Genomic DNA, 24,880 nt, shown 5'->3' on the forward strand with positions numbered 1-24,880 from the left:
TCCCACGAGAATCAGGTTTGCGAGCCAACATGGAATTTCCCACATACAGATCGCGTTTCCCCATTCAAAACAACTTCAGCGGCTCTTCATTCAGCGCCGATAGTTGCTCACGCAAAGCCAGAATCTGGTCACCCCAGTAACGTTCGGTGCCGAACCACGGGAAGCTGTGCGGGAACGCCGGGTCGTCCCAGCGACGGGCCAGCCAGGCGCTGTAATGCATCAGACGCAGGGCGCGCAGGGGCTCGATCAACGCCAGTTCACGCGGGTTGAAGTCATGGAATTCGTTGTAGCCATCCATCAATTCCGACAATTGCCCCAGGCATTCCTGGCGATCACCGGCCAGCATCATCCAGATGTCCTGCACAGCAGGGCCCATCCGGCAGTCGTCGAGGTCGACGATGTGGAACATCTCGTCGCGCGCCATCATGTTGCCGGGATGACAGTCGCCATGCATACGGATGTTCTGATGCGGCGTGGCTGCGTAAGCGTCTTCGACGCGCTTGAGCAGATCCTTCGCCACTGACTCGTAAGCAGGCAACAAGCTGCGCGGGATGCAGTCGTTCTGCAGCAGGAAGTCCAGCGAGTTCTGACCAAAGTTCTGCACCGCCAGCGCTTCACGGTGCTCGAAAGGTTTGGTCGCACCAACGGCGTGGATACGCCCGAGCAACTGGCCCAGACGATACAACTGATCAAGGTTGCCCGGCTCTGGCGCACGGCCGCCACGGCGAGGGAAGAGGGTGAAGCGAAACCCTGCGTGTTCGAACAGCGTTTGCCCGTTATGCACCATGGGGGCGACGACCGGGATATCGACGTTCGCCAGTTCGAACGTGAAGCTGTGTTCTTCAAGGATGGCTTCGTTGGTCCAGCGCTGCGGCCGGTAGAACTTGGCGATCAACGGCTGGCCGTCTTCGATGCCGACCTGATAAACGCGGTTCTCGTAGCTGTTGAGCGCAAGGATGCGGGCGTCACTGAGGAACCCGATGCTTTCAACGGCATCAAGGACCAGGTCTGGCGTAAGTGTTGCGAACGGGTGGGCCATGCTAACTCCTGCGCGCAGCAGGCTGCTGCGTCGGCCCGTGATGGTAGCGCAGACGGGCAGGGCATGGGGCTTTAGCTTCAGCGCAAAGTTTCACGCTGCAACCAAACTGTCATCACCTGTTAGCTGTAACGAAATATTGAATCGCTAATGTCGCGGCCAATGAGATCGATCTCAAGGCGAGCGAACGTGAGTGATTTAAAAGAAGTGGCACGACTGGCAGGAGTTTCGCGGGCAACTGCCGCGCGGGCTTTTGCGTCTCCCGATGTCGTGCGCCCGACTACTCGCGATCAAGTGTTCGAGGCCGCCCGTCAGTTGGGTTTTCGGCCCAATCGCTTGGGGCGTCAGTTGCGCCTGCAAACCACCAACCTGATCGGTGTGATCGTGCCCAACCTGCTTAACCCGGTCTTCGCTGAGCAGTTCCAGGCCATGGAACGTGCTGCGCGTTTGAAAGGCTACAACCTGCTATTGGCAACGACTGATTACAGCAGCGAACGCGAAAGCGCCGTGGTTGAAGAGTTACTGCGTCAGCGAGTCGATGGGCTTGTGCTGACCGTGACCGACGCCGAGAGCAATCGGGTCCTGCAAAGTCTGGTCAACGAAGACACGCCGTTCGTGCTGGCTTATCACCAGCCGGGCAATCCTGATTACAGCGCTGTGTCTGTGGATAACCGCACGGGTATGGCGCTGGCGACGCGCTACTTACTCGACTCCGGGCATCGCCGCATCGGCATGGTGGCCGGTCCCGCGTTGCAGTCGGACCGTGCCCGTCTGCGTTACGCCGGGTATTGCGAAGCCATGCTCGAGCGCGGTCTGGACAGCCTGCCGGTCATTGAGATGCCTGCGCATACCCAGGCCGATTTCGCCGCTATCGAGCCTTTGCTGCGCGGCCCCAAACGGCCCAGCGCTTTGGTTTGCTCCAACGATTTGCTGGCGATCAGCCTGATCGCCGAACTGCGCCGCAACGGCTGGAGCGTGCCCGGCCAGCTTTCCGTCATCGGCTTCGATGGCATCGCCCTCGGCGCCCAGATGCATCCGACGCTGTGCAGCGTCGTGCAACCCATCGCGGTGCTGGCCAGCACCGTGATCGATCAACTGCTGGCGCAAATCGCCGGTGCCGCTCCGATTTCCCATTGCCTGCCTTGCCATATCCGGCCGGGTGAAAGTACTCAGCCCTACGAGGAGATGCTTCATGATCCGCTTCAGTAAAACGTTGGCAGCGCTGCTGCTGTGCGGTGCGGCCAGTCTGGCTCAGGCCGCTGAAACCGCCATCTGTTACAACTGCCCGCCAGAGTGGGCGGACTGGGGTACGCAACTCAAGGCAATTGCGGAGACGACAGGCGTGCAGGTGCCGCTGGACAACAAGAACTCCGGCCAGTCGCTGGCACAATTGGTCGCCGAGAAAGCCGCTCCGGTTGCCGACGTGGTGTATTACGGCGTGACTTTCGGCCTGCAGGCGCAGAAAGCAGGCGTGGTGGGCAGCTACAAACCAAAAGGCTGGGATCAGATTCCGGCCGGCTTGAAAGACCCTGAAGGTCACTGGTTCGCAATCCATTCCGGCACCTTGGGCATCATGGTCAACGTCGATGCACTGGGCGGTCTGCCGGTGCCGCAAAGCTGGGCCGATTTGCTCAAGCCTGAGTACAAAGGCATGGTCGGTTATCTGGATCCGTCCAGCGCCTTTGTCGGTTACGTGTCTGCGGTGGCGATCAACCAGGCCATGGGCGGCACGCTGGATGATTTCAAACCGGCCATCGATTACTTCCAGAAGCTGGCGAAAAACTCGCCGATCGTGCCGAAGCAAACCGCGTATGCGCGGGTGCTGTCCGGTGAGTTGCCGATCCTCGTCGATTACGACTTCAACGCCTATCGCGCTCGCTACAAAGACAAAGCCAATGTCGCTTTCGTGATCCCCAAGGAAGGCAGCATCAGCGTGCCGTACGTGATGAGCATTGTGGATAACGCACCGCATCGCGCCAACGCTGAGAAGGTGCTGGATTTCACCCTGTCCGATCAAGGCCAGTCGTTGTGGGCGAAGGCCTATTTGCGCCCGGTGCGTGACGTGAAAATGCCTGCGGATGTTGCCGCGCAGTTCCTGCCGGACAGCGATTACGCCCGGGCTGGCGTCGTCAATTACGAACATATGGCCGCCGTGCAGGAAGCTTTCGCAGCGCGCTATCTGAGTGAGGTCAAGTAAGTGACCGCTTCGGTTCTGAAAGCTCAGGGCGTGAAGCCGGGCAGGCGGGCAATTTTGCGCCTGCGCCCGACCGCGGCCTGGGCGCTGGCTCCGGCCGCCGCCATGTTGTTTGCGTTCTGGCTGCTGCCCTTGGCGCACCTGATTTTGCTGGGGGCCGAACGTCGCGACGGCAGTATCGGTTACTGGCAGGTGCTGAGCAGTGCGCAGTATCTGGGCAGTCTTGCCCAGACCTGCGTGTTGGCTATCGTCGTAACGCTGGCCGCTTTGCTGGTTGGCGGTATCAGCGGCGTGTTCCTCGCCCGGCAACGTTTTTTTGGTCGTTCGGCGCTGGTGGCTTTGCTGACTTTTCCGCTGGCGTTTCCTGGCGTGGTCGTAGGGTTTCTGGTGATTCTGCTGGCCGGTCGTCAAGGCTTGTTTGCGATGCTTGGCATGGAGCTGGCCGGTGAGCGATGGATCTTTGCTTATTCGCTGACCGGGCTTTTCCTGGGCTACCTGTACTTCTCGATTCCGCGGGTGATTCTCACCGTGATGGCGGCCTGTGAAAGTCTGGATCGCAGCCTTGAAGAAGCTGCGCACTCCTTGGGCGCGGGTCATTGGCGAGTGGTGTGCGACGTTATTGTGCCGGGCCTCGCGCCAGCGTTGGTGTCCTGTGGGGCGATTTGTTTTGCGACGTCCATGGGGGCGTTCGGTACTGCGTTCACGTTGGGCACACGTCTGAATGTCACGCCCGTCGCGATCTACAACGTGTTCACCAACTACGCCAACTTCGCCGTTGCAGCTGCGCTGTCCGTGGTGCTGGGCGCGTTGACCTGGGCCGTGTTGCTGCTGGCTCGGCGCCTGGTGAAAAACTCGGGGACGGTCCTGTGAAGCGCTCATCGCTGTTCATCATGCAACTGCTGTTTACCCTGTTGGTCTGCGCGTTCATGTTGGTGCCGGTGCTGTTGTCATTACTCGCCGGCCTGACGCGCAATTATTTCCAGGGCGTGTCGAGTGGATTGACCTTCGACTGGTTGATCCAGGTCTGGCAGGCCTATTCGCCGACGGTCTGGTTGTCGATCCAGTTGGCCGTGGCCTGTGCGGTGTGCGTCTGCGTGATTGGCGTACCGGCCGCGTATGCCTTGGTGCGGATGAACAACCGCTTCAGCCGCGCCTTTGAAGAATTGATGGTCTTGCCGGTGGCTATGCCCGGTCTGGCCAGCGCACTGGCGTTGCTGCTGACCTACGGCCAGTTCGGCGGGTTTCGCAGCAGCTGGTTGTTCATCCTGGTGGGGCATGTGCTGTTCACTTTGCCGTTTCTGGTGCGTCCGGTGATGGCGGTCATGCAGCGCCAGCAACTGCCGGTGCTGGAAGAGGCGGCAGCCAGTCTGGGCGCAGGACCGTTCAAGCGATTCTTCAGCGTCGTGGTGCCTAACTGCAGAGCCGGGATTCTGGCCGGGGTGTTGATGGTCGTCACCTTGTCGTTGGGTGAGTTCAACCTGACCTGGATGCTCCACACGCCTATGACCAAAACCCTGCCGGTGGGTCTCGCCGACAGCTACGCGTCTGCGCGACTGGAAGTCGCCAGTGCCTACACCCTTATTTTTCTGTTGATGATCGTGCCGCTGTTGATCGCGTTGCAGGCCATCAGCGCCCGTCTTTCCCGTGGAGAGAGTCGATGACCGGAACCACTATTCGCTTGCAGGGCTGCCGCAAGGCATTCGCTGACGGCACTGTCGCTGTGCATGATCTGAACCTGACCATCGAGCCCGGCGAAACCCTCGCAATTCTCGGTCCGTCGGGGTGCGGTAAAACCACCACGTTGCGCCTCATCGCCGGGCTGGAAAGTACTGATGTCGGGCAGATTTTCTTCGGCGATAACGACGTCACCCGATTGCCTATCGAGAAGCGTGACGTGGGCATGGTGTTCCAGAACTACGCATTGTTCCCGAATCTGGATGTGGCCGGAAACATCGTCTACGGCCTGAAGATTCGCGGCATGTCGCCCGCTGAGCGCAATAAGCGCTGTGCCGAGTTGCTGGAGCTGGTCGGCTTGCAGGAGCATGGCAAGCGCAGCATTCATGAATTGTCCGGCGGGCAGCGTCAGCGGGTCGCATTGGCCCGCGCGCTGGCCCCACGTCCGCGAGTGTTGTTGCTTGATGAGCCATTGGCGGCGCTGGATGCGCAATTGCGTGAACGCTTGCGCAGCGAGCTGAATGACCTGCTGCGCGGGTTGGGGATAACTTCAGTTTTCGTCACTCACGATCAAGGCGAAGCCATGGCGCTGGGCGACCGGATTCTGGTGATGGAGAAAGGGCGTGTCGCGCAACTCGCGACGCCGCGAGAGATTTATCAACAGCCCGCCAATGCCTTCGTCGCCAGTTTTGTCGGCAATCTCAATGCGTTTTCAGTGGTTGAACGCACCGCCCAGGGCCTGAAAGTCAGTGGCGGCGAGTTGCCGTGGACTGCTTCGAATCTGCCTTCGACGGTGTACTGCCGCCCCGAGCATTTGCGCGTGATGGACGGTGAGAGTCATCTGCGCGGGCGATTGGTGGGGCAGTTTTTCCAGGGCGCTCAAAGCCGCCTTCTGGTGGATGTCGGCGCGGCTCAGCCCTTGTTGGTTGATAGCGCTGACAACGTTATCCACAGCCCGGGTGCATTGATCGGCCTGACTGTTGCGCCGCAGGTGTTGTTTACCCTGGGTTCCTGATACTGCGCGAATTTGAACCTGCATCCGACCTGTGGGAGCCGGGCTTGCCCGCGATGAAGGCACCGAGATTTATCAGGAATCGCGTCCAGCTTCATCGCGGGCAAGCCCAGCTCCCACAAATCTGCATTTTTGTTGAGATCTAATTTTGAACCACCCATTCCTCATTGCGCAGATCAGCGATCTGCACCTTAAAGCCGGTCAGAAACTGACCTATGGCGTCGTCGATACTCTGGGTGCCTTGCGCCATGCTGTGGATCATCTGAACGCCAGCTTGCCGCGTCCGGACATCGTGGTGATCAGTGGCGATCTTGTGGACTTCGGTCAGCCGGATGAATACGCCGTGCTGCATCCGGAACTCAAGCGTTTGCACATGCCGTTTTATCTGGTACCGGGTAACCATGATGATCGCCAGCACTTGTTGGCCGAGTTTGCCAACCAGACGTACCTGCCGATTTGCCCGGAGGCGCCTTTGGATTGGGTGGTGGAAGAGCACCCCGTTCGGTTGGTCGGCCTTGATACGAGCATTCCCGGCTCCCATGGCGGACAACTGACGGAGTGTCAATTGCTCTGGCTCGATGAGTTGCTGGCGCGCCGCCCGGATGTGCCGACCGTATTGGTTTTGCATCACCCGCCGTTCATTACCGGCATCGGCCATATGGACCGTGAGCCGTTCAGGAACAGGGCGCAGTTTGAAAAAGTGATTGCACGCCACCCGCAAGTCGAGCGCTTGCTGTGCGGGCATTTGCATCGTCCGATGCAGCGTCGGTTTGGCGGCAGCCTGAGCTGTATCTGCCCCGGCACTTCACATCAGATCGTGCTTGATCTGCAGGAAGATGCACCGGCGCATTTCAATCTGGAACCGGCGGGTTATCTCTTGCACCGCTGGCATCCAGAACAGGGCATGGTGACCCACAACGCGGTGTTCGGCGAGTACCCGGGACCGTATCCGTTTTATGACGTGAATGGGTTGATTGATTAGTCGGCGACAGGTTTAACGACTTGGTATACGACCTGTGTGAAATTCTATCCTGCAAACCCAATTCCCGTGGGAGCGAATTCATTCGCGAAAGGGCCGGCCCAGACAATACATATTTAGCGTCTGGCAATCAGTCTTCCCGAATGAATTCGGTCCCACAGGGTTTGTATTCGTTTCTGGATTCTGCGGAGTTCGCGACACCGCAGAATCCAGGGCAATATCAAGCGCCGATCACCCCACCATCATCCCGCGTAATCACCATCACCGATGAACGCGGTTTGCCGTTTGGCAGATGCTCAGGAAAGGTCGAGCCGCCGTTCTCACCCGGATGCTGGATGCCGATGAACATGGTTTTGTAATCCGGCGCGAAGCTGATACCGGTGACTTCGCAACCAATCGGCCCGACCATGAAACGACGGATTTCGCCGCTGTGCGGGTCGGCGCAGAGCATCTGGTTGTTGCCCATGCCCGCGAAGTCGCCCTTGTTGCTGGAGTCGCCGTCAGTCTGGATCCACAGGCGACCGTCGCTATCAAAACTAAGACCGTCAGGGCTGTTGAACATGTTCTGCGGATTGATGTTGCTCGACCCAGCTTGTGGCGTGCCGCCGTGGGCAGTCGGGTTGCCGGCGACCACAAACAGGTCCCAGTCGAAGGTCATTGCCGAGGCGTTGTCGGCGTTTTCACGCCAGCGCAGGATTTGCCCGTACTGGTTTTTCGCCCGCGGGTTCGGCCCGCCAACAGGTTGCCCATCATCACCGCGCTTGGCGTTGTTGGTGAGCGTGCAGTAGACCTGACCATCTTTCGGGCTGACCACGATCCATTCCGGACGGTCCATGCGCGTGGCTTTCACGACGCTGGCGGCAAGACGTGCGTGAATCAGCACTTCAGCCTGGTTATTGAAACCAGCGGCTGCATCCAGGCCGTTTTTGCCATGGGTCAACTCGACCCATTCGCCGGTGCCTTTCGGACGGTCCGGGTTACCGTCGCCGTTATCAAAGCGCGCGACGTATAGCGTGCCGTGGTCCAGCAGGTTGCGGTTGGCTTTCGGATCTTTGTGGTTGATCTTGTCGCGGCTGATGAATTTGTAGATGAACTCGCCACGCTCGTCATCACCCATGTACACCACCGCGCGACCGCCTTTGGTCTCGGCCAAAGCAGCGTTTTCGTGCTTGAAGCGGCCCAGCGCGGTGCGTTTTACCGGAGTGGATTTCGGATCGAACGGATCGATTTCCACCACCCAGCCGTGGCGATTGATCTCGTTGGGGTTCTTGGCCAGATCGAAACGTGGGTCATGCTGATGCCAGTTGATCTCTTTGCTGGCCGCGACTGCGCCATAACGCTTGATGCCCGCGTCGAACTTCTGCTCGGCGTCGCTGCTGCCGAAGCAATCAGTGAAGTTCTCTTCGCAGGTCAGGTAAGTGCCCCATGGCGTTTTGCCGTTGGCGCAGTTCTGGAATGTACCGAGGGCTTTGGTGCCGGTGCTGTCGGCGGCGGTCTTGAGCCAGTCGTGCCCGGCGGCCGGGCCGCTCAGATTGATCGGGGTGTTGCCGTGAATGCGGCGGTTGTATTTGGAGTTCTGCACGAACTGCCATTTGCCATTCTTTTGCTGCACTTCGATTACCGACACGCCTTCACTGGCCAGCGCTTTACGCACGTCTTCAGGGGATTGAGGCTCTTTGCCGTGATCGAACAGGTAGCGGTAATTGGTGTATTCGTTGTTGATGGCCATCAGTGCGCGGTCTTTATGACCCGGCATCGGGAACAGGCTCATGCCGTCATTGTTGTCGCCGAACTGCACTTCCTGCGCTTCGGCGGTGCCTTTACCGCTAGGGTCAAATGCCGGTCCGTCAGCCCGCAGCGGCTGACCCCAACTTATCAGAACCGAAGAGGTGTAGCCCGGCGGCAGGCTGATGCTGTCAGCCGTGGCGGCGGGGATGCTGTCGAAGCCGAGCAGCTTGCCTGATGATGCAGCGCTGACACTCTTGGCCAGCGCTGTGCGGCTCAACAGGCCGCCGCCGAGAAACATCGCTGCGCCGCACAAAGCGCCAGCGGTAATGAAGCCACGGCGGGTCAGGCCGACCATTTGTTCGAGGTCTGTAGCTTGGTTTTCTTCTAGTAGTTTCATCAACACGGCTCCCAGCAGGTGTGGCAGACACCTTAGTGAGCAGATATGACGAAATTGTGTCGTCGCAATGACGCCGTGCTACTTACAGCGGCGTGCCCAGCAGCACGAGGGATGGCGCGAATTGAACCTGCACCGCGCTGCCGGTTTTCAGCTGAAGGGCCGCAAGCTGTGCAGGCTCTGCCAGTGAGCACAGAATCTGACCGCTGGGCAGGGTAATGCGCACCTCGCTCGGACCATCCGCAGCGTCGATGACTTCTTCTACCGTGCCGCTCAAGCAATTGTGTCTATTTGTTACGGGGTGCCCTGAAGTCTGTAATTCCAGCCAGCCAGCCTTGATCAGCGCCACGACATCAATGCCGATTGCCAGATCCAGACGCAGCGTACTGTCGTGGGTAATTTGCGCATTGATGAATACATCGCCTGCCAGACGCAGGCGAACCAGATCGTTGTGACCATGAGCGGTAATGCTCTCGATACGTCCCAGTAACTGATTGCGAGCACTCGTACGTAACGTCAGGCGGCTGAGTAAATCCAGGTCGGCGCTTTCTTCAGTGGCCTCCAGCACCTGAGCCTGAAGTGCCTGCAAGCGATGGTACAAACGCAACACGCGTTCGCCCTCGGCAGACAACTTCGCACCCCCACCGCCACGCCCGCCGACACTGCGCTCGACCAGCGGCTTCTGCGCCAGGTTGTTCAGCTCATCAATGGCATCCCACGTCGCCTTGTAACTCAACCCCGCACTCTTGGCCGCACGGGTAATCGAACCCTGCTCGGCGATGTGCTGCAACAGCGCAATGCGCTGCGGGCGACGGACCATGTGTTGGGTGAGCAGAGTGGGTAGGGGCATGGGGGCTGCTTTTTGGTCGTGATGATGGCGGGCAGTGTAAGGCATTGGTGTTTTTGTAGGTGTTGCCGGATGTCTACGCCACACATCGGATCTGTAGGAGCTGCCGAAGGCTGCGATGGCGGTGTGTCAGGATGACTGCTTCGCAGCCTTCGGCAGCTCCTACAAATGTCGTCTATTGATGGTAATCAATCCTCCGGCTTCGGCGTCCGCGCCAGGCAATAAACATCCACCCGACACGCCCCGGCCTTGATCAGCAGCTTTGCAATCACATCCGCCGTGGAGCCTGTGGTCAGCACGTCGTCCACCAGCGCTACATGCTTACCTTTGATTTTCTCCTCATCAATCACAACAAACGCATTACGCAGGTTGCGCTTGCGGGCTTTGGCGTCGAGGCCTTGTTGGGCGGGGGTTTCCAGGGTACGCAGCACAAGGCGATCTGAGACGGGAAGCTGCAATTGATCGCCCAGCCAGTCACCCAGCATCGCTGCCTGGTTGTAGCCGCGCTGGCGCAGGCGTTTAACAGCCAATGGCACGGGCAGGAGAAAGTCCGGGCGCGGCAGGTTTTCTTCGAAGCGGTGTTGCAGAAACTGCCCGAGTAATTGCGCCAACAGGCGCCCCATGGGCCAGTTGCCCTGATGCTTGAATCGGGTAATCAGGCTGTCGATGGGGAATTCATACAGCCAGGGCGCTGCTACTTCGTCAAAGGCTGGCTCGTTTCTCGTGCACTGCGGGCAATTCAGGCCTGACATCGCCAGCGGGAGTGCGCATTGCTGGCATTGGTCACCGAGCCAGGGCAGTTCGGTTTCACAGGCTGTGCAAATCGGATAAAGCGTGTCGGTCAACTCGTCGCACAATAAACAGTTCTGGTTGTTTTTTAGCCAGTTGTAAACCTGATAGGTAGGATGTGGTTGACAGCGCATGGCTCTTCCTTAAACATACTGAAACATCCATGTCGTGCTTGTGGACTTTTAGCCTGTGCAAGCAGGGCTGAGTCGCAGGTCGTTAGCCAAAAGAATCACAGCAGAAACCGAGGACCGCCCGATGAGCGCCAGCACCACCGCCACTTTGCGTCATGACTGGACTTTAGCTGAGGTCAGAGCGCTGTTCGTACAGCCTTTCAATGACCTGCTGTTTCAGGCGCAGACGGTGCATCGTGCTCATTTCGACGCCAATCGCGTTCAGGTCTCGACCCTGCTGTCGATCAAGACCGGTGCCTGCCCGGAAGACTGCAAGTACTGCCCGCAATCGGGTCACTACAACACCGGCCTGGAAAAAGAAAAGCTGCTCGAAGTGCAGAAGGTTCTCGAAGAAGCCGCTCGTGCCAAGGCCATCGGTTCGACCCGGTTTTGCATGGGCGCGGCCTGGAAGCACCCATCTGCCAAAGACATGCCTTATGTGCTGGAGATGGTCAAAGGCGTCAAGGCAATGGGCCTGGAAACCTGCATGACCCTGGGTCGTCTGGATCAGGAACAGACCGAAGCACTGGCGTCGGCCGGTCTGGATTACTACAACCACAACCTCGATACCTCGCCGGATTTCTACACCAGCATCATTACCACCCGCACGTACAGCGAGCGTTTGCAGACCCTGGCCTACGTGCGTGACTCCGGGATGAAGATCTGTTCAGGCGGTATTCTGGGCATGGGTGAGTCGCTGGATGACCGCGCCAATTTGCTGATCCAGCTGGCCAATCTGCCAGAGCATCCGGAATCGGTGCCGATCAACATGCTGGTCAAGGTCGCCGGTACGCCGTTGGAAAATGCCGAAGACATCGACCCGTTTGATTTCATTCGCATGCTCGCCGTGGCGCGCATTCTGATGCCGCAGTCACACGTGCGGTTGTCGGCAGGTCGTGAGGCCATGAACGAGCAAATGCAGGCATTGGCGTTTTTTGCCGGTGCCAACTCGATCTTCTACGGCGACAAGCTGCTGACCACCGCCAACCCACAAGCGGACAAAGACATGCTGTTGTTCTCGCGTCTTGGGATCAAGCCCGAAGCCCGCGAAGAACATGCCGACGAAGTGCACCAGGCTGCCATCGAGCAAGCGCTGGTCGAACAGAAGAGCAGCGAGCAGTTTTATAACGCCGTGGTTTAGCGCGCAGATTTCTGTTGGCGCGAGGTCCTGTGGGAGCGAGGCTTGCCCGCGATTTTGGTTAACTCTATCGCGGGCAAGCCTCGCTCCCACATGGATCTCCAAACAGCTTCCCTCCTCGAGGCCCCAATGTCTTTCAATCTGAGCGCACGTCTGGCTTCCCGGCGTGCTGACAATCTCTATCGCGAGCGCCCTTTGCTGCAAAGCCCGCAAGGCCCCGAAGTGGTAGTCGACGGCAAGCCGTTGCTGGCGTTCTGCAACAACGATTATCTGGGGCTGGCCAATCACCCCGAAATTATCGCCGCCTGGCAGGCAGGCGCTGATAAGTGGGGCGTTGGCGGTGGCTCTTCGCATCTGGTGATCGGCCACAGCAGCCCGCATCACGAACTGGAAGAGGCGCTGGCCGAGCTCACCGGGCGACCGCGTGCGCTGCTGTTCTCCAATGGCTACATGGCCAACCTTGGTGCCGTTACTGCGTTGGTAGGGCAGGGCGACACCGTGCTCGAAGATCGCCTCAATCATGCTTCGCTTCTGGATGCCGGATTGCTCAGCGGTGCGCGGTTTTCCCGTTATCTGCACAACGACGCCCAGAGTTTGAATTCACGTCTGGAGAAAGCCGTTGGGGATACGCTGGTGGTCACCGATGGCGTATTCAGTATGGATGGCGATATCGCCGATCTACCGACCCTCGCACACACCGCGAAAGCCAAAGGCGCCTGGCTGATGGTCGATGATGCTCATGGCTTCGGTCCGTTGGGCGCCAATGGCGGCGGTATCGTTGAGCATTTCGGTTTCGGCATGGATGACGTGCCGGTCTTGATTGGCACGCTGGGTAAGGCATTCGGCACGTCCGGAGCCTTTGTAGCGGGCAGCGACGAGTTGATCGAAACCCTTATCCAGTTCGCCCGACCGTACATCTACACCACCAGCCAGCCTCCGGCATTGGCCTGCGCAACACTGAAAAGCCTTGAGTTGTTGCGTACCGAGCATTGGCGTCGTGAACACCTGACGCGGCTCATCGCACAATTTCGCGCCGGTGCCGAACAGATTGGTTTGACGCTGATGGACAGTTTCACGCCGATCCAGCCGATCCTCATCGGCGATGCCGGGCAGGCTGTGCGCCTGTCGCAGATGCTGCGCGAGCACGGCCTGCTGGTGACCGCTATTCGCCCGCCGACTGTACCCGCTGGCAGCGCGCGATTGCGCGTGACGTTATCCGCCGCACACAGCGCCGCCCAAGTGCAGCTATTGTTGAATGCATTGGCGCAGTGTTACCCGCTGCTGGGCATGAGCGAACCGGTGGAGCCAGAGCATGCGTGATCGGTTGATTCTGTTACCGGGTTGGGGCTTGGGTATCTCGCCTCTGGAGCCTTTGGCCGCTGCGCTGCGCGGTCTCGACGAGCACCTCCGGGTGGAAATCGAGCCCTTGCCGGAGCTGGACAGCAGCGATCTTCGAGAATGGCTAGACGAGCTAGACGCGACCCTGCCCGATGACGCCTGGCTAGGTGGCTGGTCACTGGGCGGTATGCTCGCCGCTGAGCTGGCGGCGCGTCGTGGTGAGCGTTGCTGTGGTCTTCTGACGTTGGCCAGCAACGCCAGTTTCGTGCCCCGTGGTGCGTGGCCCAACGCGATGCCCGCCGGGGATTTCGATGCTTTCCTGACTGGATGCATTGATCATCCGGACGAGACCTTGAAGCGCTTCAGTCTGCTGTGTGCACAAGGGGCCGAAGACCCGCGGGCTATTTCGCGGTTGCTCAAAGCGGGCGCGCCACATGGCTCCATCAACGCATTGGTACACGGCCTGCAATTGCTGGGGCAACTTGATACCCGAAGCGCGCTCCAAACCTTTCGCGGTCCGCAGTTGCATCTGTTTGCCGGTCTGGATGCGTTTGTGCCCGCCGAGGCAGCGAGTGATCTGCTGGCGCTGTTACCTGATGTGGAAGTAGGGCTGATCGAACAGGCCAGCCATGCCTTCCTGCTGGAAAACCCCCACGGTGTGGCGGCGGCGATCCACGCTTTTCTGCATGAGTCCGGTGATGACTGATCTTTCCAATCCACGGCTGCCGGGTGGTTTGCCAGACAAGCGCCAGGTGGCGGCCTCTTTTTCCCGTGCGGCGGGCAGTTATGACAGCGTCGCCGAGTTGCAGCGTGCGGTGGGCGGCGAACTGCTGTCGCGTCTGCCTGCCGGGCTGTCCCCCCGGCGCTGGCTGGATCTGGGCAGCGGCACCGGCTATTTCAGTCGCGCGCTGGCCGAGACCTTTGCGGGCTGCAAAGGCGTCGCGCTTGATATTGCCGAAGGCATGTTGCGCCATGCACAGCCGTTGGGCGGCGCTGAGTATTTCGTAGCGGGCGATGCTGAACGCATGCCGCTGCGCGATAAAAGCTGTGAGCTGATTTTCTCCAGTCTCGCGGTGCAGTGGTGTGCCGATTTTGCTGCTGTCCTGAGTGAAGCACGTCGCGTACTGCAACCGGGGGGCGTGTTTGCCTTTGCCAGTCTGTGCGTCGGCACCCTTCATGAATTACGCGACAGCTGGCAGGCGGTAGACGGGCTGGTTCACGTCAACCGCTTCCGACAACTCGAGGATTACCAACAGTTATGCGCGGCCAGCGGGATGCGAGTACGCTCGCTTGAGGTCCGTCCGCATGTCCTGCACTACCCGGATGTGCGCAGCCTGACCCATGAGCTGAAAGCATTGGGCGCACACAATCTGAACCCCGGACGTCCCGGCGGTTTGACCGGGCGGGCGCGGCTACTAGCCTTGATTGAGGCGTATGAAGGTTATCGTCAGGCTGAAGGTTTGCCTGCGACGTATCAGGTTATCTACGCGGTATTGGAAAAAACCGTCTGAGTTCACCACGTGAAAAGGGATTGCCGAGATGAGCCGTGCATACTTCGTCGCAGGCACCGACACTGACGTTGGTAAAACTACGATTGCTGCGGGCTTGTTGCATGCTGCCCGGTTGAGCGGTCTGAGTACCCTTGCGGGCAAGCCAGTCGCATCGGGGTGTGTGGTCGCTCCTGATGGCTTGCGCAACCCGGATGCCTTGGCGCTGATTGCCGAGAGTTCGATAGCGTTGAGTTATGACGAGATCAATCCGTTTGCGTTCGAACCCGCCATCGCACCACATCTGGCTGCGCGGGAGGCGGGCGTCGCGCTCACGGTGCAGGCGCTACTGGGTCCGATGCGCTTGTTACTGGCCCGCAATGCTGACTTCACTCTGATCGAAGGAGCGGGAGGCTGGCGTGTGCCGCTGGCCGACCAGGCCAATCTGTCGGATCTGGCCGTCGGTCTGCAATTGCCGGTGATTCTGGTTGTTGGCGTACGCCTGGGGTGCATCAGTCATGCATTGCTGACCGCTGAGGCCATCGCTGCTGATGGGCTGCAATTGGCGGGTTGGGTGGCCAATATCATCGACCCGAAAACCTCGCGCCTCGAAGAGAATCTGGCGACCTTGGCTGAGCGTTTGCCTGCGCCGTGTCTGGGGCGAGTGCCCAAGTTGAAGAAGGCCGGGGCTGACGCGGTGGCGGAGTATCTGCATCTGGAGTTGCTGGATTGAGTCCTGCGCGGTTCATGTAGGAGCTGCCGAAGGCTGCGATTGCGGTCTGTCTGACACACCGCTTCGCGACCGTCGTAACCTCCGATGGCTCCTACAGGGCATCGGTGTGGCTGGAATGTGCGCCACCGCACAAAAATTGATCAATGTGATTCAGGTCGAAGCAGTAAACTGGCCAAACGAGAAAGGCTAAGCCTATGAAGAGGCTTTGTGCCATTAGTCTTTTTGTCGGGTGTTTCGCCGGGTTTGCTGCTTAAATAAGCCCGTGTTCGCTTACGAACAGAGGATCGATTTATGCAAATCTCCATGAATAACACGCTCTATCCAGGCCTCAGCGCCATGGAAGTCGGGCAGTCGCGTGTCGATCAAGCGGCTACTCAAATCGCCAGCAGCAACATTGAAGTCTCCGGCAGAAGCCAGTCTTCGGACTTCCAGCTGGAAAACCTGCGTTCGGTTGACCGTTCCCAACGTTCTGACTTGTCCGCGAATCTGGTCGAAATGGCTTCTGGAAAATTTCAGGCTGAAGCCGGTGTTGCCGTGCAGAAAGCCAGCGACGAAATGCTCGGCACTTTGATCGATACCTACGCCTGATTTACCTCTTCTGTGCCGTGCGATCTGCGCACGGCATGCGCTGAATTCCCTGTCATCACTCGTTTCTATTTCCTCCGCGCAGCTCCGCAAAGTCATCTCTCTCAACTAGACTCATGACGTCGACGAACGGCATTTATCCCGCTGTGCGCCTTTGCCTGTGCGTCTTGTAAAACATCTCAAGATGAAAGGTAGTAGACGCATGCTTGACAAGGTTTGGGCGTAAACGTATGTTTCAAACACCTGTTTGACCGCTAGGCATCCGAGATTGTCCGGTGGTTGGGGAACATTCCCGCAGCGACCGATCGGTCATACATTTCCAGGTTTCATCAGCAGAGGTTTATCGCTATGCCTGACTACAAGGCCCCCTTGCGTGATATTCGCTTCGTTCGTGACGAACTGCTCGGCTACGAAGCGCACTATCAAAGTCTGCCGGCTTGCCAGGACGCTACTCCAGACATGGTCGACGCCATTCTTGAAGAAGGCGCCAAGTTTTGTGAGCAGGTGCTGGCACCGCTGAATCGTGTTGGTGATCTGGAAGGTTGTACCTGGAGCGAGTCGGGCGTGAAAACGCCGAGCGGCTTCAAAGAGGCCTACAAGCAATTCGTCGAAGGCGGCTGGCCAAGCCTGGCGCACGACGTTGAGCATGGTGGTCAGGGCTTGCCTGAATCCCTGGGGCTGGCGGTTAGTGAGATGGTCGGCGAAGCCAACTGGTCCTGGGGCATGTACCCAGGTCTGTCCCATGGCGCGATGAATACCATTTCCGAACACGGCACCGAAGAACAGCAGCACCTGTACCTGACCAAGCTGGTGTCGGGCGAATGGACCGGCACCATGTGCCTGACCGAATCCCACTGCGGTACCGACCTGGGCATGCTGCGCACCAAGGCCGAACCTCAGGCTGATGGCTCGTATCGTGTCACCGGCACCAAAATCTTTATCTCGGCTGGCGAGCACGACATGGCCGATAACATCGTCCATATCGTACTGGCGCGTCTGCCGGATGCCCCTGCTGGCACCAAAGGTATCTCACTGTTCATCGTGCCGAAATTCCTGCCAAACGCTGACGGCAGCGTTGGCGAGCGCAATGCCGTGAACTGTGGTTCTCTGGAACACAAGATGGGCATCCACGGCAACGCGACCTGCGTGATGAACTTCGATGCGGCCACCGGCTTCCTGATCGGCCCGGCGAATAAAGGCCTGAACTGCATGTTCACCTTCATGAACACCGCACGTCTGGGTACCGCATTGCAAGGTCTGGCCCACGCCGAAATCGGCTTCCAGGGCGGCCTGAAATACGCGCGTGATCGTCTGCAGATGCGTTCGCTGACTGGTCCGAAAGCGCCGGACAAGGCCGCTGACCCGATCATCGTTCACCCCGATGTGCGTCGCATGTTGCTGACCATGAAAGCGTTCTCCGAAGGCACGCGCGCCATGGTGTATTTCACAGCTAAACAGGTGGACATCGCCAAGTACAGCGAAGACGCTGAACACAAGAAGCAGGCTGACGCGCTGTTGGCGTTCATGACGCCGATTGCCAAGGCGTTCATGACCGAAGTGGGCTTCGAGTCCGCTAACCATGGTGTACAAATCTACGGTGGCCACGGTTTCATCGCCGAGTGGGGCATGGAGCAAAACGTTCGCGACAGCCGCATTTCCATGCTGTACGAAGGCACCACCGGTATTCAGGCGCTGGACCTGTTGGGTCGTAAGGTGCTGATGACTCAAGGCGAAGCGCTCAAGGGCTTCACCAAGATCGTCCACAAGTTCTGCCAGAACAACGAAGGCGCCCAAGCTGTTCAGGAGTTCATCACTCCGCTGGCCGCGCTGAACAAGGAGTGGGGCGAGCTGACCATGAAAGTGGGCATGGCCGCCATGAAGGATCGTGAAGAAGTCGGTGCTGCTTCGGTGGATTACCTGATGTATTCCGGTTACGCCTGCCTGGCTTACTTCTGGGCTGACATGGCTCGCGTGGCGGCCGAGAAGCTCGCCGCTGGCACCAGTGAAGAGGCGTTCTACACCGCCAAGCTGCAGACTGCGCGTTTCTACTTCCAGCGCATCCTGCCTCGTACCCGCTCGCACGTTGCTGCCATGCTGTCGGGTGCCAACAACCTGATGGACATGAAAGAAGAAGATTTCGGCCTGGCTTACTAAGCCTCGCCGGTTTCACTCAAAGCCGCTTCTCCTTCGGGGGAGGCGGCTTTTTTTTGGGGAGCGTGGATCCCGGTAGGAGCGAACTTGTTCGCGAGGCGGTGTGTCAGGTATCGCTGCTCGCGAACAAGTTCGCTCCTACCTGTGACTTCGCTGCCGTCACGCGATCTTCACCTCCTGCCAATAAACATTTCCGGATTGCTGCCGTTAAAGAAAGTAGCCTGCTATTTAGTTCTTCTGAATGCATATCCGAGCGGATGAAGGCACAATGCCAGCTACTAAGTTCTTTACCCTGTGATGGGTAGGAGACATCCCATTTGTTGCGTTCTTCTGCTGCACGCCTGAGTCATTTTCTGCCTTCGCTGGTTTTATTGGTGGGGGGGCTGGGGGCCGCATACGTCAAGGACCTGAACGTTTTCTTCACGTCCCTGTTCAACGTTCTGCCCACTCTGGTTCTGCTACTGGGCGGCGCGTATTGCTGTGTCTATCGTCGCCAGCGCGAGCTGTTTTTGATGATTACCGTCTACACCGCCTATTTCCTGCTCGACACGCAAACTGATTATTTCCGCGATAACGGCAAGGTGCGTGAAGACGCTGCCGTGGTGTTCCATCTGGTGTGCTTGCTGTTGCCCTTGTTGTACGGGGTCTATGCCGCCTGGGAAGAGCGAACTCACTTGGTCCAGGACCTGATCGCCCGACTTGCGGTGTTGGTCGCGGTGGGTGCTGTCGCGCTGGGGCTGGAGCAAAGCTATCCGGCTGCGTTGTTGGCGTCGCTGGCGGAAATCCGCTGGCCTGCGTTGCACGGCTCATGGATGAGCCTGATTCAACTGTCCTACCTTTCTTTCCTGATTGCCTTCGGTTTGCTCATCGCGCAATACGTGCGCAAGCCTCGTCCCTTGCACGCCGCGCAGCTGATTGGTCTGGTTGGCCTGTTCTGGGCATTGCCGAAAACCTTCATTTTGCCGTTCACGCTGAACATCATGTGCAGCCAGGTGATGTTGATGATTGCAGCGGGTGTCGCTCATGAGGCTTATCAAATGGCCTTCCGCGACGAACTGACCGGTTTGCCGGGGCGTCGCGCGCTCAATGAGCGTATGCAGCGTCTGGGGCGCAATTACGTTCTGGCCATGGGCGACGTCGACCACTTCAAGAAATTCAACGACACCCACGGCCATGACGTGGGCGATCAGGTATTGCGGCTGGTGGCCAGCAAGTTGTCGAGAATCACCAGTGGCGGCGGTAAGGCTTATCGCTATGGCGGTGAAGAGTTCGCCATCGTGTTTGCTGCCAAGTCCATCGAGGAATGCATTCCGCATCTGGAAGCCATTCGTGAATTGATCGCCAACTATGAGATTCAGTTGCGCAATCCCGATAACCGCCCCAAAGACGATCAGCAAGGCCGTCAGCGACGAGGGGCAGGGCCTGCCACCAGTGTGTCGGTGACGGTCAGCATTGGCGTTGCCGAGCGTCTGCCGGAGCATCGCACCCCTGAAGAAGTCCTCAAGGCGGCCGACCAGGCGCTCTATGCCGCCAAAGGCGCTGGCCGCAACTGCGTCATGTCCCACGGGCAGAGCACCAAGCGCGGTGCTGTGCGGACAGCTGCTGCTTAATCTTCCCCGGACGCTCACCTCCCTGTAGGAGCGCGCTTGCCCGCGATTCGGTCTGTCAGTCGATAAATATATTGGCTGCTCTGACGCTATCGCGGGCAAGCGTGCATCAAACAAAACGCAAAATTAATGGATTGAAATGCATGTTCTGTAGGAGCTGCCGAAGGCTGCGAAGCATTTCTCCTGATACACCGCGATCGCAGCCTTCGGCAGCTCCTACAGGAATTGGCATGATGCGAAGCAGTCGTGGGCTCTCTGACGGTTGCTGGATATTTGCGTGACTTAAATATGTAATTTGGTCATATATCGACCCTATGTGTCTCTAGTGGCGTTGGAGTACACTCGTCCCATCGACACTGACTTCGCGCACTCATCGCGCGATTCCTCCATTCAGACGTACTGCTCCTGTCCCAGTGAGGTTTGCCATGGCTGACTACAAAGCGCCGTTGCGCGATATGCGTTTCGTACTTAATGAGGTCTTCGAGGTCTCGAAGCTTTGGGCGCAGCTGCCGGCACTGGCAGAGACGGTTGATGCAGAGACAGTCGAAGCAATCCTTGAAGAAGCCGGCAAAGTCACCAGCAAGAGCATCGCACCGCTGAGCCGTAATGGCGACGAACAGGGCTGTACCTGGAACGACACTGCCGTGACTACCCCCGACGGTTTCCCGCAGGCCTATCAGACATACGCGGAAGGCGGCTGGGTGGGCGTTGGCGGTAATCCTGATTTCGGCGGCATGGGCATGCCCAAAGCGGTTTCGGCTCAGGTCGAAGAGATGCTCAATTCGGCAAGCCTGGCCTTCGGCCTGTACCCGATGCTGACTTCCGGGGCCTGTGTCTCGATCAACACCCACGCCACAGAAGAACTCAAAGCCACGTACCTGCCGAGCATGTACTCCGGCGCCTGGTCGGGTTCGATGTGCCTGACTGAGGCCCATGCGGGGACTGATCTGGGCATCATCCGCACCAAGGCCGAACCGCAGGCGGACGACTCTTACAAAATTTCCGGCACCAAGATTTTTATTACTGGCGGCGAGCACGACCTGACTGAAAACATCATTCATCTGGTCCTGGCCAAGCTGCCGGATGCGCCTGCCGGACCGAAAGGTATTTCGCTGTTCCTGGTGCCGAAATTCATGGTCAATGCTGATGGCAGTGTGGGCGCCCGTAACACCGTGAGCTGCGGTTCCATTGAGCACAAAATGGGTATCCAGGCGTCCGCTACCTGTGTCATCAACTTCGATGAAGCGGTCGGTTATCTTATCGGCGAGCCTAACAAGGGCTTGGCGGCGATGTTCACCATGATGAATTACGAGCGTCTTGGCGTGGGCATTCAGGGCCTGGCTTCCGGTGAGCGTTCCTACCAGAACGCCATTGATTACGCCCGTGACCGTCTGCAGAGCCGTTCGCCAACCGGCGCGCAACAGCCTGAGAAAATGGCTGACCCGATCATTGTCCATCCGGATGTGCGGCGCATGTTGCTGACTATGAAAGCGCTGAATGAAGGTGGTCGTGCGTTTTCTACCTATGTAGCGATACAGCTGGATATCGCCAAGTTCAGCGAAGATGACGTCGCTCGGCAGCGCGCTGATGAATTGGTCGCGTTGCTGACCCCCGTCGCCAAAGCGTTCCTGACCGACATGGGCCTGGAAACCACTGTCCACGGCCAGCAAGTGTTTGGTGGTCACGGCTACATTCGCGAGTGGGGTCAGGAGCAACTGGTGCGTGACGTGCGCATCACTCAGATCTACGAAGGCACCAACGGCATTCAGGCGCTGGATCTGGTCGGTCGCAAGATCGTTGGCAGCGGCGGCGCCTACTACAAACTTTTCTCGGATGAGGTTCGTGGTTTCATCACCGGTTCTGACCCATCCCTGAGCGAATTCACCAAGCCGTTGAGCGCTGCGCTGGATACGCTGGACGAGTTGACTCACTGGATTCTCGACCGATCCCGTAACAACCCGCAGGAAATCGGTGCCGCGTCCGTCGAATACCTTCACGTATTTGGTTACACCACATACGCCTACATGTGGGCGATGATGGCCAAAGCGGCGTTGGGTAAAGAAGCTCAGGAAGATTTCTACGCCAGCAAGCTCGGCACGGCACGTTTTTACTTCGCCCGCTTGCTGCCGCGCATCCACTCATTGAGTGCTTCGGTCAAGGCGGGAAGCGAGTCGCTGTTCCTGCTGGATGCGGCGCAATTTTGACGACTGAGGCTTTGTAAGCATTTGCTTACACTACGTGGTGCTTTTTTGCCTCTATCCGAATGTTGGATCCAAAGTTAATCTTTGTTCCAAGGACGTAGCGCAGGAAGCGCAACAAATAACACGGACACGTAAGGATGCCTGCCAGGATGGTGGGGAGAAAGGGAAGTCAGGGAAACAGTCTGCAAAACCCCGCTTAGGCGGGGTTTTCTTATTGGGGCCGATTAAGTTGCAGAAGATTTGCGGCCGCTTCAACCCACGATTCTCCTCGGTAATGGCTGGTTGCCAGACCAAATGGAACCTCTTTCATTGCCCATGGGTCCATTCGCTGTATGGCTTACGAGAGCCATTTAATCTGGAGCTACCCCATGGACATTATTCGCATCATCTTCGCAATCCTGCTGCCGCCCGTGGGCGTGTTTATGCAAGTCGGTTTCGCCGGCGCGTTCTGGTTGAACATCCTGCTGACCATCCTTGGTTACTTCCCAGGCATCATTCACGCTGTGTACATCATCGCCAGCCGTAAATGATTCGCTGAACATGTTGGAGCGAGGCTTGCCCGCGAATCTATCGCTTCGGTGTGCCTGAAACACCGCGTTATCGTTCTTCGCGGGCAAGCCTCGCTCCAACAGTAACGCGCTAGCCCACCCGAAACTTTGCCACCAGTCCTTGCAAATGCGTCCCCAACCGCGCCAGCTCCACACTTGACGCCGCCGTCTGATCGCTCGCCGACGCGGTCTGCTCTGACACATCCCTCACGCTGATAATGTTGCGATTGATCTGCTCCGCCACGGCGCTTTGTTCTTCGCTGGCGGTGGCTATCTGCTGGTTCATGTCCTGAATGGTCGATACGGTGCGGGTAATCTGCTCCAGCGCGCTGCCTGCGCGGCGGCTCAATTGCACGCTGTTGTCGGTCAGGCTGCGGCTGTTATCCAGTGTCGTGGCGACTTGTTGGGTGCCGCTTTGCAACGCTGCAATCAGCTCTTCGATTTCCTCTGTGGACTGCTGTGTACGTTGCGCCAGACCGCGCACTTCATCGGCGACGACCGCAAAACCACGTCCGGCTTCTCCGGCACGCGCAGCCTCAATGGCAGCGTTCAGCGCCAACAGGTTGGTTTGCTGCGAGACTGACTTGATCACGTCCAGCACGCCGCCGATTTTGTCGCTTTCCAGCTTCAACAGATTCATGGCCTGAGTGGATTTCTTGACCTCGTCCGCCAATTGCTCAATCTGCCCGATTGCCTGTCCCACCACCTGATCGCCTTCCCGCGCCTGCTGATCCGCCTGCGCCGCCGCTTGAGAAGCCTCTTGTGCGCTACGTGCAACTTCGTGCACGGTCGCGGTCATTTCGTTCATGGCCGCAGCCACCTGATCGGTCTCGTCTTTCTGGCTGTTGACCCCGGTACTGGTCTGCTCGGTCACAGCCGACAGCTGCTGCGCCGCATCGGTTATCTGCGCGACGCCCTCGCTGATCCCGCCGATCAACTGCCGCAAGCTGAGGGTCATGGCCTGCATGCTGTCTTGCAGTTGCCCCATTTCATCTTTGCGCTGAACCTGTAAGTCCTTGCTCAAGTCACCCTTGGCGATACGTTCTGCGGCCGCCAGTGTCTCGCGCAGCGGTGCGATGATTTGTTGCGTCATGACCCAGGCTGCGAGCAGGCCAAGCAACATCGCCAATACGGCAACGCTGCTCAGCATGGTGCGAGAGGCGCCCGCCTCGGTGTCGCGTTGCTGGCTTTGCAGGGCCAGCAGTTCCGCGACGCTGCTCAGCATCTTGTCGCCCAGGTCTTCGAGCGTTTCCTGAGCGGCCTCCACTTTGACCTGAATGTCCTTGAAGTGACCGAGCTGAGCACGATAGCGCTCCAGCGCCTCTTTCGCCGGCTGCAGGCCTTTGAGGTTGCTGTCGCCCTGATCCTGGCCAATTTGCTGCACTTCTTTCAGAGACTCGTCGATAGCCCCAATGGCTGCTGTTTCATAGGCCTCCAGCGCAGTGAAGGTGTAGGCCTGAACCTGAAATCGAGCGTTCTGGATCTGCTGCTTGAGCTGCGAGATGTTGGTGAATTCATCCAGCCGCTCGCCATTGTCCTGCTCCTGGCTTACGGCTTTGAGCACTTCAATCTCCACCAGCGCGACAGCCTGTACCGCTTGTTCCGATTGTTGGTCCAGTTGAGTCCGGGACAAGTCTCGCCGTTGGTTCTCATCGCTGAGCGCCGTGAAAGTCTTTTCCATATCAGCGACGATTTTGCTTTGCCCGATCAGCAAGCCAACGCTGATGCGGTCGTCTGTTTCTTTTCGCAATGTCTCCAGATGGCTCTCCAGTCCATTGAGCTGGTTAACAACCTTGTTCGCGTTTTCCGGGCTGTTTTTCTGACGATAGATAATGCGGTCGGTGCGCAAATCCTTGGTCATGTTGCTCAGTTGCCCGATGGACGTCAGGGATTCCGAGCGTTCAATCATGGTGTCCAGGCCATGCCAGCCGGTCAGGGTGATTGCCATCGTGAGCATCAGCACCAGGCCGAAACCCAGGGACAGCTTGAGTTTTACGCTGGTGTTGCCAAGCGTTTGGTTGATCCATCGAAACATCGGAAAGCTCCTGCAATTGTGCGAAACAGGTAGGGCCTGGACAAGCCAGGACCTACGTTGTCAGCGCATCGGCAGGGCAAAGAAGAGCGCGACCTGAGTTGGTCGTAGGAGGGGTCTGAGTGGGGTGTGTGAATGTCCTGACACAGCGAGGTCTCTTTGTGGGAGTCGCCCCGGTGTCCCTGACACCACGCTGTCGCGCAGCAAACACGGACCCTGTAGGAGTGAGCTTGCTCG

21 protein-coding genes and 1 pseudogene are annotated in these 24,880 nt (G+C 58.5%); 16 read left to right on the forward strand and 6 right to left on the reverse strand.

Features of this window, described 5'->3' with window-relative positions:
* Positions 1-64 precede the first annotated feature (64 nt).
* Positions 65-1,039, reverse strand: a complete 975-nt coding sequence (locus RX972_RS18890; RefSeq protein WP_087266014.1) for a serine/threonine protein kinase — start codon at positions 1,037-1,039, stop codon at positions 65-67.
* Between the two features lie 186 nt (positions 1,040-1,225).
* Between RX972_RS18890 and RX972_RS18895 the strand changes: the two genes are divergently transcribed.
* The 6 genes from RX972_RS18895 (at position 1,226) to RX972_RS18920 (ending at position 6,898) form a co-directional block, all read left to right on the forward strand.
* Positions 1,226-2,245, forward strand: coding sequence for a LacI family DNA-binding transcriptional regulator (locus tag RX972_RS18895; protein WP_316877609.1), 1,020 nt, complete (start codon positions 1,226-1,228; stop codon positions 2,243-2,245).
* Positions 2,229-3,233, forward strand: a complete 1,005-nt coding sequence (locus RX972_RS18900; RefSeq protein ID WP_255878374.1) for an ABC transporter substrate-binding protein — start codon at positions 2,229-2,231, stop codon at positions 3,231-3,233. The genes RX972_RS18895 and RX972_RS18900 overlap by 17 nt, the downstream gene beginning before the upstream one ends.
* Positions 3,234-3,335: 102 nt before the next feature.
* A complete protein-coding gene (locus RX972_RS18905) occupies positions 3,336-4,100 on the forward strand; it encodes an ABC transporter permease (protein WP_255886672.1) in 765 nt (254 codons plus the stop codon).
* Positions 4,097-4,891, forward strand: coding sequence for an ABC transporter permease (locus RX972_RS18910; protein ID WP_316877610.1), 795 nt, complete (start codon positions 4,097-4,099; stop codon positions 4,889-4,891). The genes RX972_RS18905 and RX972_RS18910 overlap by 4 nt, the downstream gene beginning before the upstream one ends.
* Entirely contained in the window at positions 4,888-5,919 is a 1,032-nt protein-coding gene (locus RX972_RS18915; RefSeq protein WP_316877611.1) for an ABC transporter ATP-binding protein, read from the forward strand. Before RX972_RS18910 ends, RX972_RS18915 begins: the two co-directional genes overlap by 4 nt.
* Before the next feature lie 145 nt (positions 5,920-6,064).
* A complete protein-coding gene (locus tag RX972_RS18920; protein ID WP_316877612.1) occupies positions 6,065-6,898 on the forward strand; it encodes a phosphodiesterase in 834 nt (277 codons plus the stop codon).
* Between the two features lie 217 nt (positions 6,899-7,115).
* Here the strand turns inward: RX972_RS18920 and RX972_RS18925 are convergent, their stop codons facing one another.
* The 3 genes from RX972_RS18925 to RX972_RS18935 all read right to left on the reverse strand — a co-directional run bounded on the left by RX972_RS18925 (position 7,116) and on the right by RX972_RS18935 (position 10,787).
* A complete protein-coding gene (locus tag RX972_RS18925; RefSeq protein WP_316877613.1) occupies positions 7,116-9,020 on the reverse strand; it encodes a PhoX family phosphatase in 1,905 nt (634 codons plus the stop codon).
* An 82-nt stretch (positions 9,021-9,102) separates the two neighbouring features.
* Positions 9,103-9,867 carry a TOBE domain-containing protein gene (locus tag RX972_RS18930; protein WP_316877614.1) on the reverse strand — a complete coding sequence of 255 codons (765 nt, stop codon included), beginning with the start codon at positions 9,865-9,867 and terminating at the stop codon, positions 9,103-9,105.
* 185 nt (positions 9,868-10,052) lie between these two features.
* Positions 10,053-10,787, reverse strand: coding sequence for a ComF family protein (locus RX972_RS18935; protein WP_316877615.1), 735 nt, complete (start codon positions 10,785-10,787; stop codon positions 10,053-10,055).
* A gap of 121 nt (positions 10,788-10,908) precedes the next feature.
* Here RX972_RS18935 and bioB point away from each other — a divergent pair, with 121 nt between their 5' ends.
* The 10 genes from bioB to RX972_RS18985 all read left to right on the forward strand — a co-directional run bounded on the left by bioB (position 10,909) and on the right by RX972_RS18985 (position 22,593).
* The gene (gene bioB / locus RX972_RS18940; RefSeq protein ID WP_027901924.1) at positions 10,909-11,964 is read left to right on the forward strand and encodes a biotin synthase BioB; all 1,056 of its coding nucleotides are present in this window, start codon (positions 10,909-10,911) and stop codon (positions 11,962-11,964) included.
* Between the two features lie 126 nt (positions 11,965-12,090).
* On the forward strand, positions 12,091-13,281 hold the full coding sequence (gene bioF, locus RX972_RS18945; RefSeq protein ID WP_316877616.1) for an 8-amino-7-oxononanoate synthase: 1,191 nt from the start codon (positions 12,091-12,093) through the stop codon (positions 13,279-13,281).
* Complete coding sequence (locus tag RX972_RS18950) at positions 13,274-14,005, forward strand: alpha/beta fold hydrolase (protein WP_316877617.1); 732 nt, start codon at positions 13,274-13,276, stop codon at positions 14,003-14,005. The genes bioF and RX972_RS18950 overlap by 8 nt, the downstream gene beginning before the upstream one ends.
* Entirely contained in the window at positions 13,998-14,810 is an 813-nt protein-coding gene (gene bioC, locus RX972_RS18955) for a malonyl-ACP O-methyltransferase BioC (RefSeq protein ID WP_316877618.1), read from the forward strand. Before RX972_RS18950 ends, bioC begins: the two co-directional genes overlap by 8 nt.
* Before the next feature lie 28 nt (positions 14,811-14,838).
* Complete coding sequence (bioD, locus tag RX972_RS18960) at positions 14,839-15,519, forward strand: dethiobiotin synthase (protein ID WP_316877619.1); 681 nt, start codon at positions 14,839-14,841, stop codon at positions 15,517-15,519.
* 291 nt (positions 15,520-15,810) lie between these two features.
* Positions 15,811-16,107 (forward strand): hypothetical protein, encoded by a 297-nt coding sequence (locus RX972_RS18965; protein ID WP_027902456.1) that lies wholly within the window; start codon positions 15,811-15,813, stop codon positions 16,105-16,107.
* 345 nt (positions 16,108-16,452) lie between these two features.
* On the forward strand, positions 16,453-18,258 hold the full coding sequence (locus tag RX972_RS18970; RefSeq protein WP_316877620.1) for a phenylacyl-CoA dehydrogenase: 1,806 nt from the start codon (positions 16,453-16,455) through the stop codon (positions 18,256-18,258).
* Between the two features lie 314 nt (positions 18,259-18,572).
* Positions 18,573-19,865, forward strand: coding sequence for a sensor domain-containing diguanylate cyclase (locus RX972_RS18975; RefSeq protein WP_027902458.1), 1,293 nt, complete (start codon positions 18,573-18,575; stop codon positions 19,863-19,865).
* Between the two features lie 422 nt (positions 19,866-20,287).
* Complete coding sequence (locus tag RX972_RS18980) at positions 20,288-22,066, forward strand: acyl-CoA dehydrogenase C-terminal domain-containing protein (protein WP_316877621.1); 1,779 nt, start codon at positions 20,288-20,290, stop codon at positions 22,064-22,066.
* 365 nt (positions 22,067-22,431) lie between these two features.
* Complete coding sequence (locus tag RX972_RS18985) at positions 22,432-22,593, forward strand: YqaE/Pmp3 family membrane protein (RefSeq protein WP_049826708.1); 162 nt, start codon at positions 22,432-22,434, stop codon at positions 22,591-22,593.
* Positions 22,594-22,702: 109 nt separating this feature from the next.
* Here the strand turns inward: RX972_RS18985 and RX972_RS29575 are convergent, their stop codons facing one another.
* Positions 22,703-23,578 carry a methyl-accepting chemotaxis protein gene (locus RX972_RS29575; protein ID WP_373562193.1) on the reverse strand — a complete coding sequence of 292 codons (876 nt, stop codon included), beginning with the start codon at positions 23,576-23,578 and terminating at the stop codon, positions 22,703-22,705.
* Positions 23,561-24,646 (reverse strand): annotated as a pseudogene (locus RX972_RS29580) (methyl-accepting chemotaxis protein); the annotation flags it as partial. The pseudogene RX972_RS29580 and the gene RX972_RS29575, both read right to left, overlap by 18 nt.
* Between the last annotated feature and the right edge of the window lie 234 nt (positions 24,647-24,880).

Origin of the sequence: Pseudomonas syringae group sp. J309-1 (assembly GCF_032582135.1) — a bacterium.
In the GTDB taxonomy this organism is placed as follows: domain Bacteria; phylum Pseudomonadota; class Gammaproteobacteria; order Pseudomonadales; family Pseudomonadaceae; genus Aquipseudomonas; species Aquipseudomonas quasicaspiana.

Excerpts from the sequence above, each read along its gene's own strand:
- RX972_RS18890 (WP_087266014.1), bottom strand. The coding sequence starts at position 1,039 with ATGGCCCACCCGTTCGCAACACTTACGCCAGACCTGGTCCTTGATGCC.
- RX972_RS18900 (WP_255878374.1), top strand. The coding sequence starts at position 2,229 with ATGATCCGCTTCAGTAAAACGTTGGCAGCGCTGCTGCTGTGCGGTGCG.
- RX972_RS18905 (WP_255886672.1), top strand. The coding sequence starts at position 3,336 with ATGTTGTTTGCGTTCTGGCTGCTGCCCTTGGCGCACCTGATTTTGCTG.
- RX972_RS18915 (WP_316877611.1), top strand. The coding sequence starts at position 4,888 with ATGACCGGAACCACTATTCGCTTGCAGGGCTGCCGCAAGGCATTCGCT.
- RX972_RS18925 (WP_316877613.1), bottom strand. The coding sequence starts at position 9,020 with ATGAAACTACTAGAAGAAAACCAAGCTACAGACCTCGAACAAATGGTC.
- RX972_RS18930 (WP_316877614.1), bottom strand. The coding sequence starts at position 9,867 with ATGCCCCTACCCACTCTGCTCACCCAACACATGGTCCGTCGCCCGCAG.
- RX972_RS18935 (WP_316877615.1), bottom strand. The coding sequence starts at position 10,787 with ATGCGCTGTCAACCACATCCTACCTATCAGGTTTACAACTGGCTAAAA.
- bioB (WP_027901924.1), top strand. The coding sequence starts at position 10,909 with ATGAGCGCCAGCACCACCGCCACTTTGCGTCATGACTGGACTTTAGCT.
- bioF (WP_316877616.1), top strand. The coding sequence starts at position 12,091 with ATGTCTTTCAATCTGAGCGCACGTCTGGCTTCCCGGCGTGCTGACAAT.
- RX972_RS18950 (WP_316877617.1), top strand. The coding sequence starts at position 13,274 with ATGCGTGATCGGTTGATTCTGTTACCGGGTTGGGGCTTGGGTATCTCG.
- bioC (WP_316877618.1), top strand. The coding sequence starts at position 13,998 with ATGACTGATCTTTCCAATCCACGGCTGCCGGGTGGTTTGCCAGACAAG.
- bioD (WP_316877619.1), top strand. The coding sequence starts at position 14,839 with ATGAGCCGTGCATACTTCGTCGCAGGCACCGACACTGACGTTGGTAAA.
- RX972_RS18965 (WP_027902456.1), top strand. The coding sequence starts at position 15,811 with ATGCAAATCTCCATGAATAACACGCTCTATCCAGGCCTCAGCGCCATG.
- RX972_RS18970 (WP_316877620.1), top strand. The coding sequence starts at position 16,453 with ATGCCTGACTACAAGGCCCCCTTGCGTGATATTCGCTTCGTTCGTGAC.
- RX972_RS18980 (WP_316877621.1), top strand. The coding sequence starts at position 20,288 with ATGGCTGACTACAAAGCGCCGTTGCGCGATATGCGTTTCGTACTTAAT.
- RX972_RS18985 (WP_049826708.1), top strand. The coding sequence starts at position 22,432 with ATGGACATTATTCGCATCATCTTCGCAATCCTGCTGCCGCCCGTGGGC.
- RX972_RS29575 (WP_373562193.1), bottom strand. The coding sequence starts at position 23,578 with ATGCAGGCCATGACCCTCAGCTTGCGGCAGTTGATCGGCGGGATCAGC.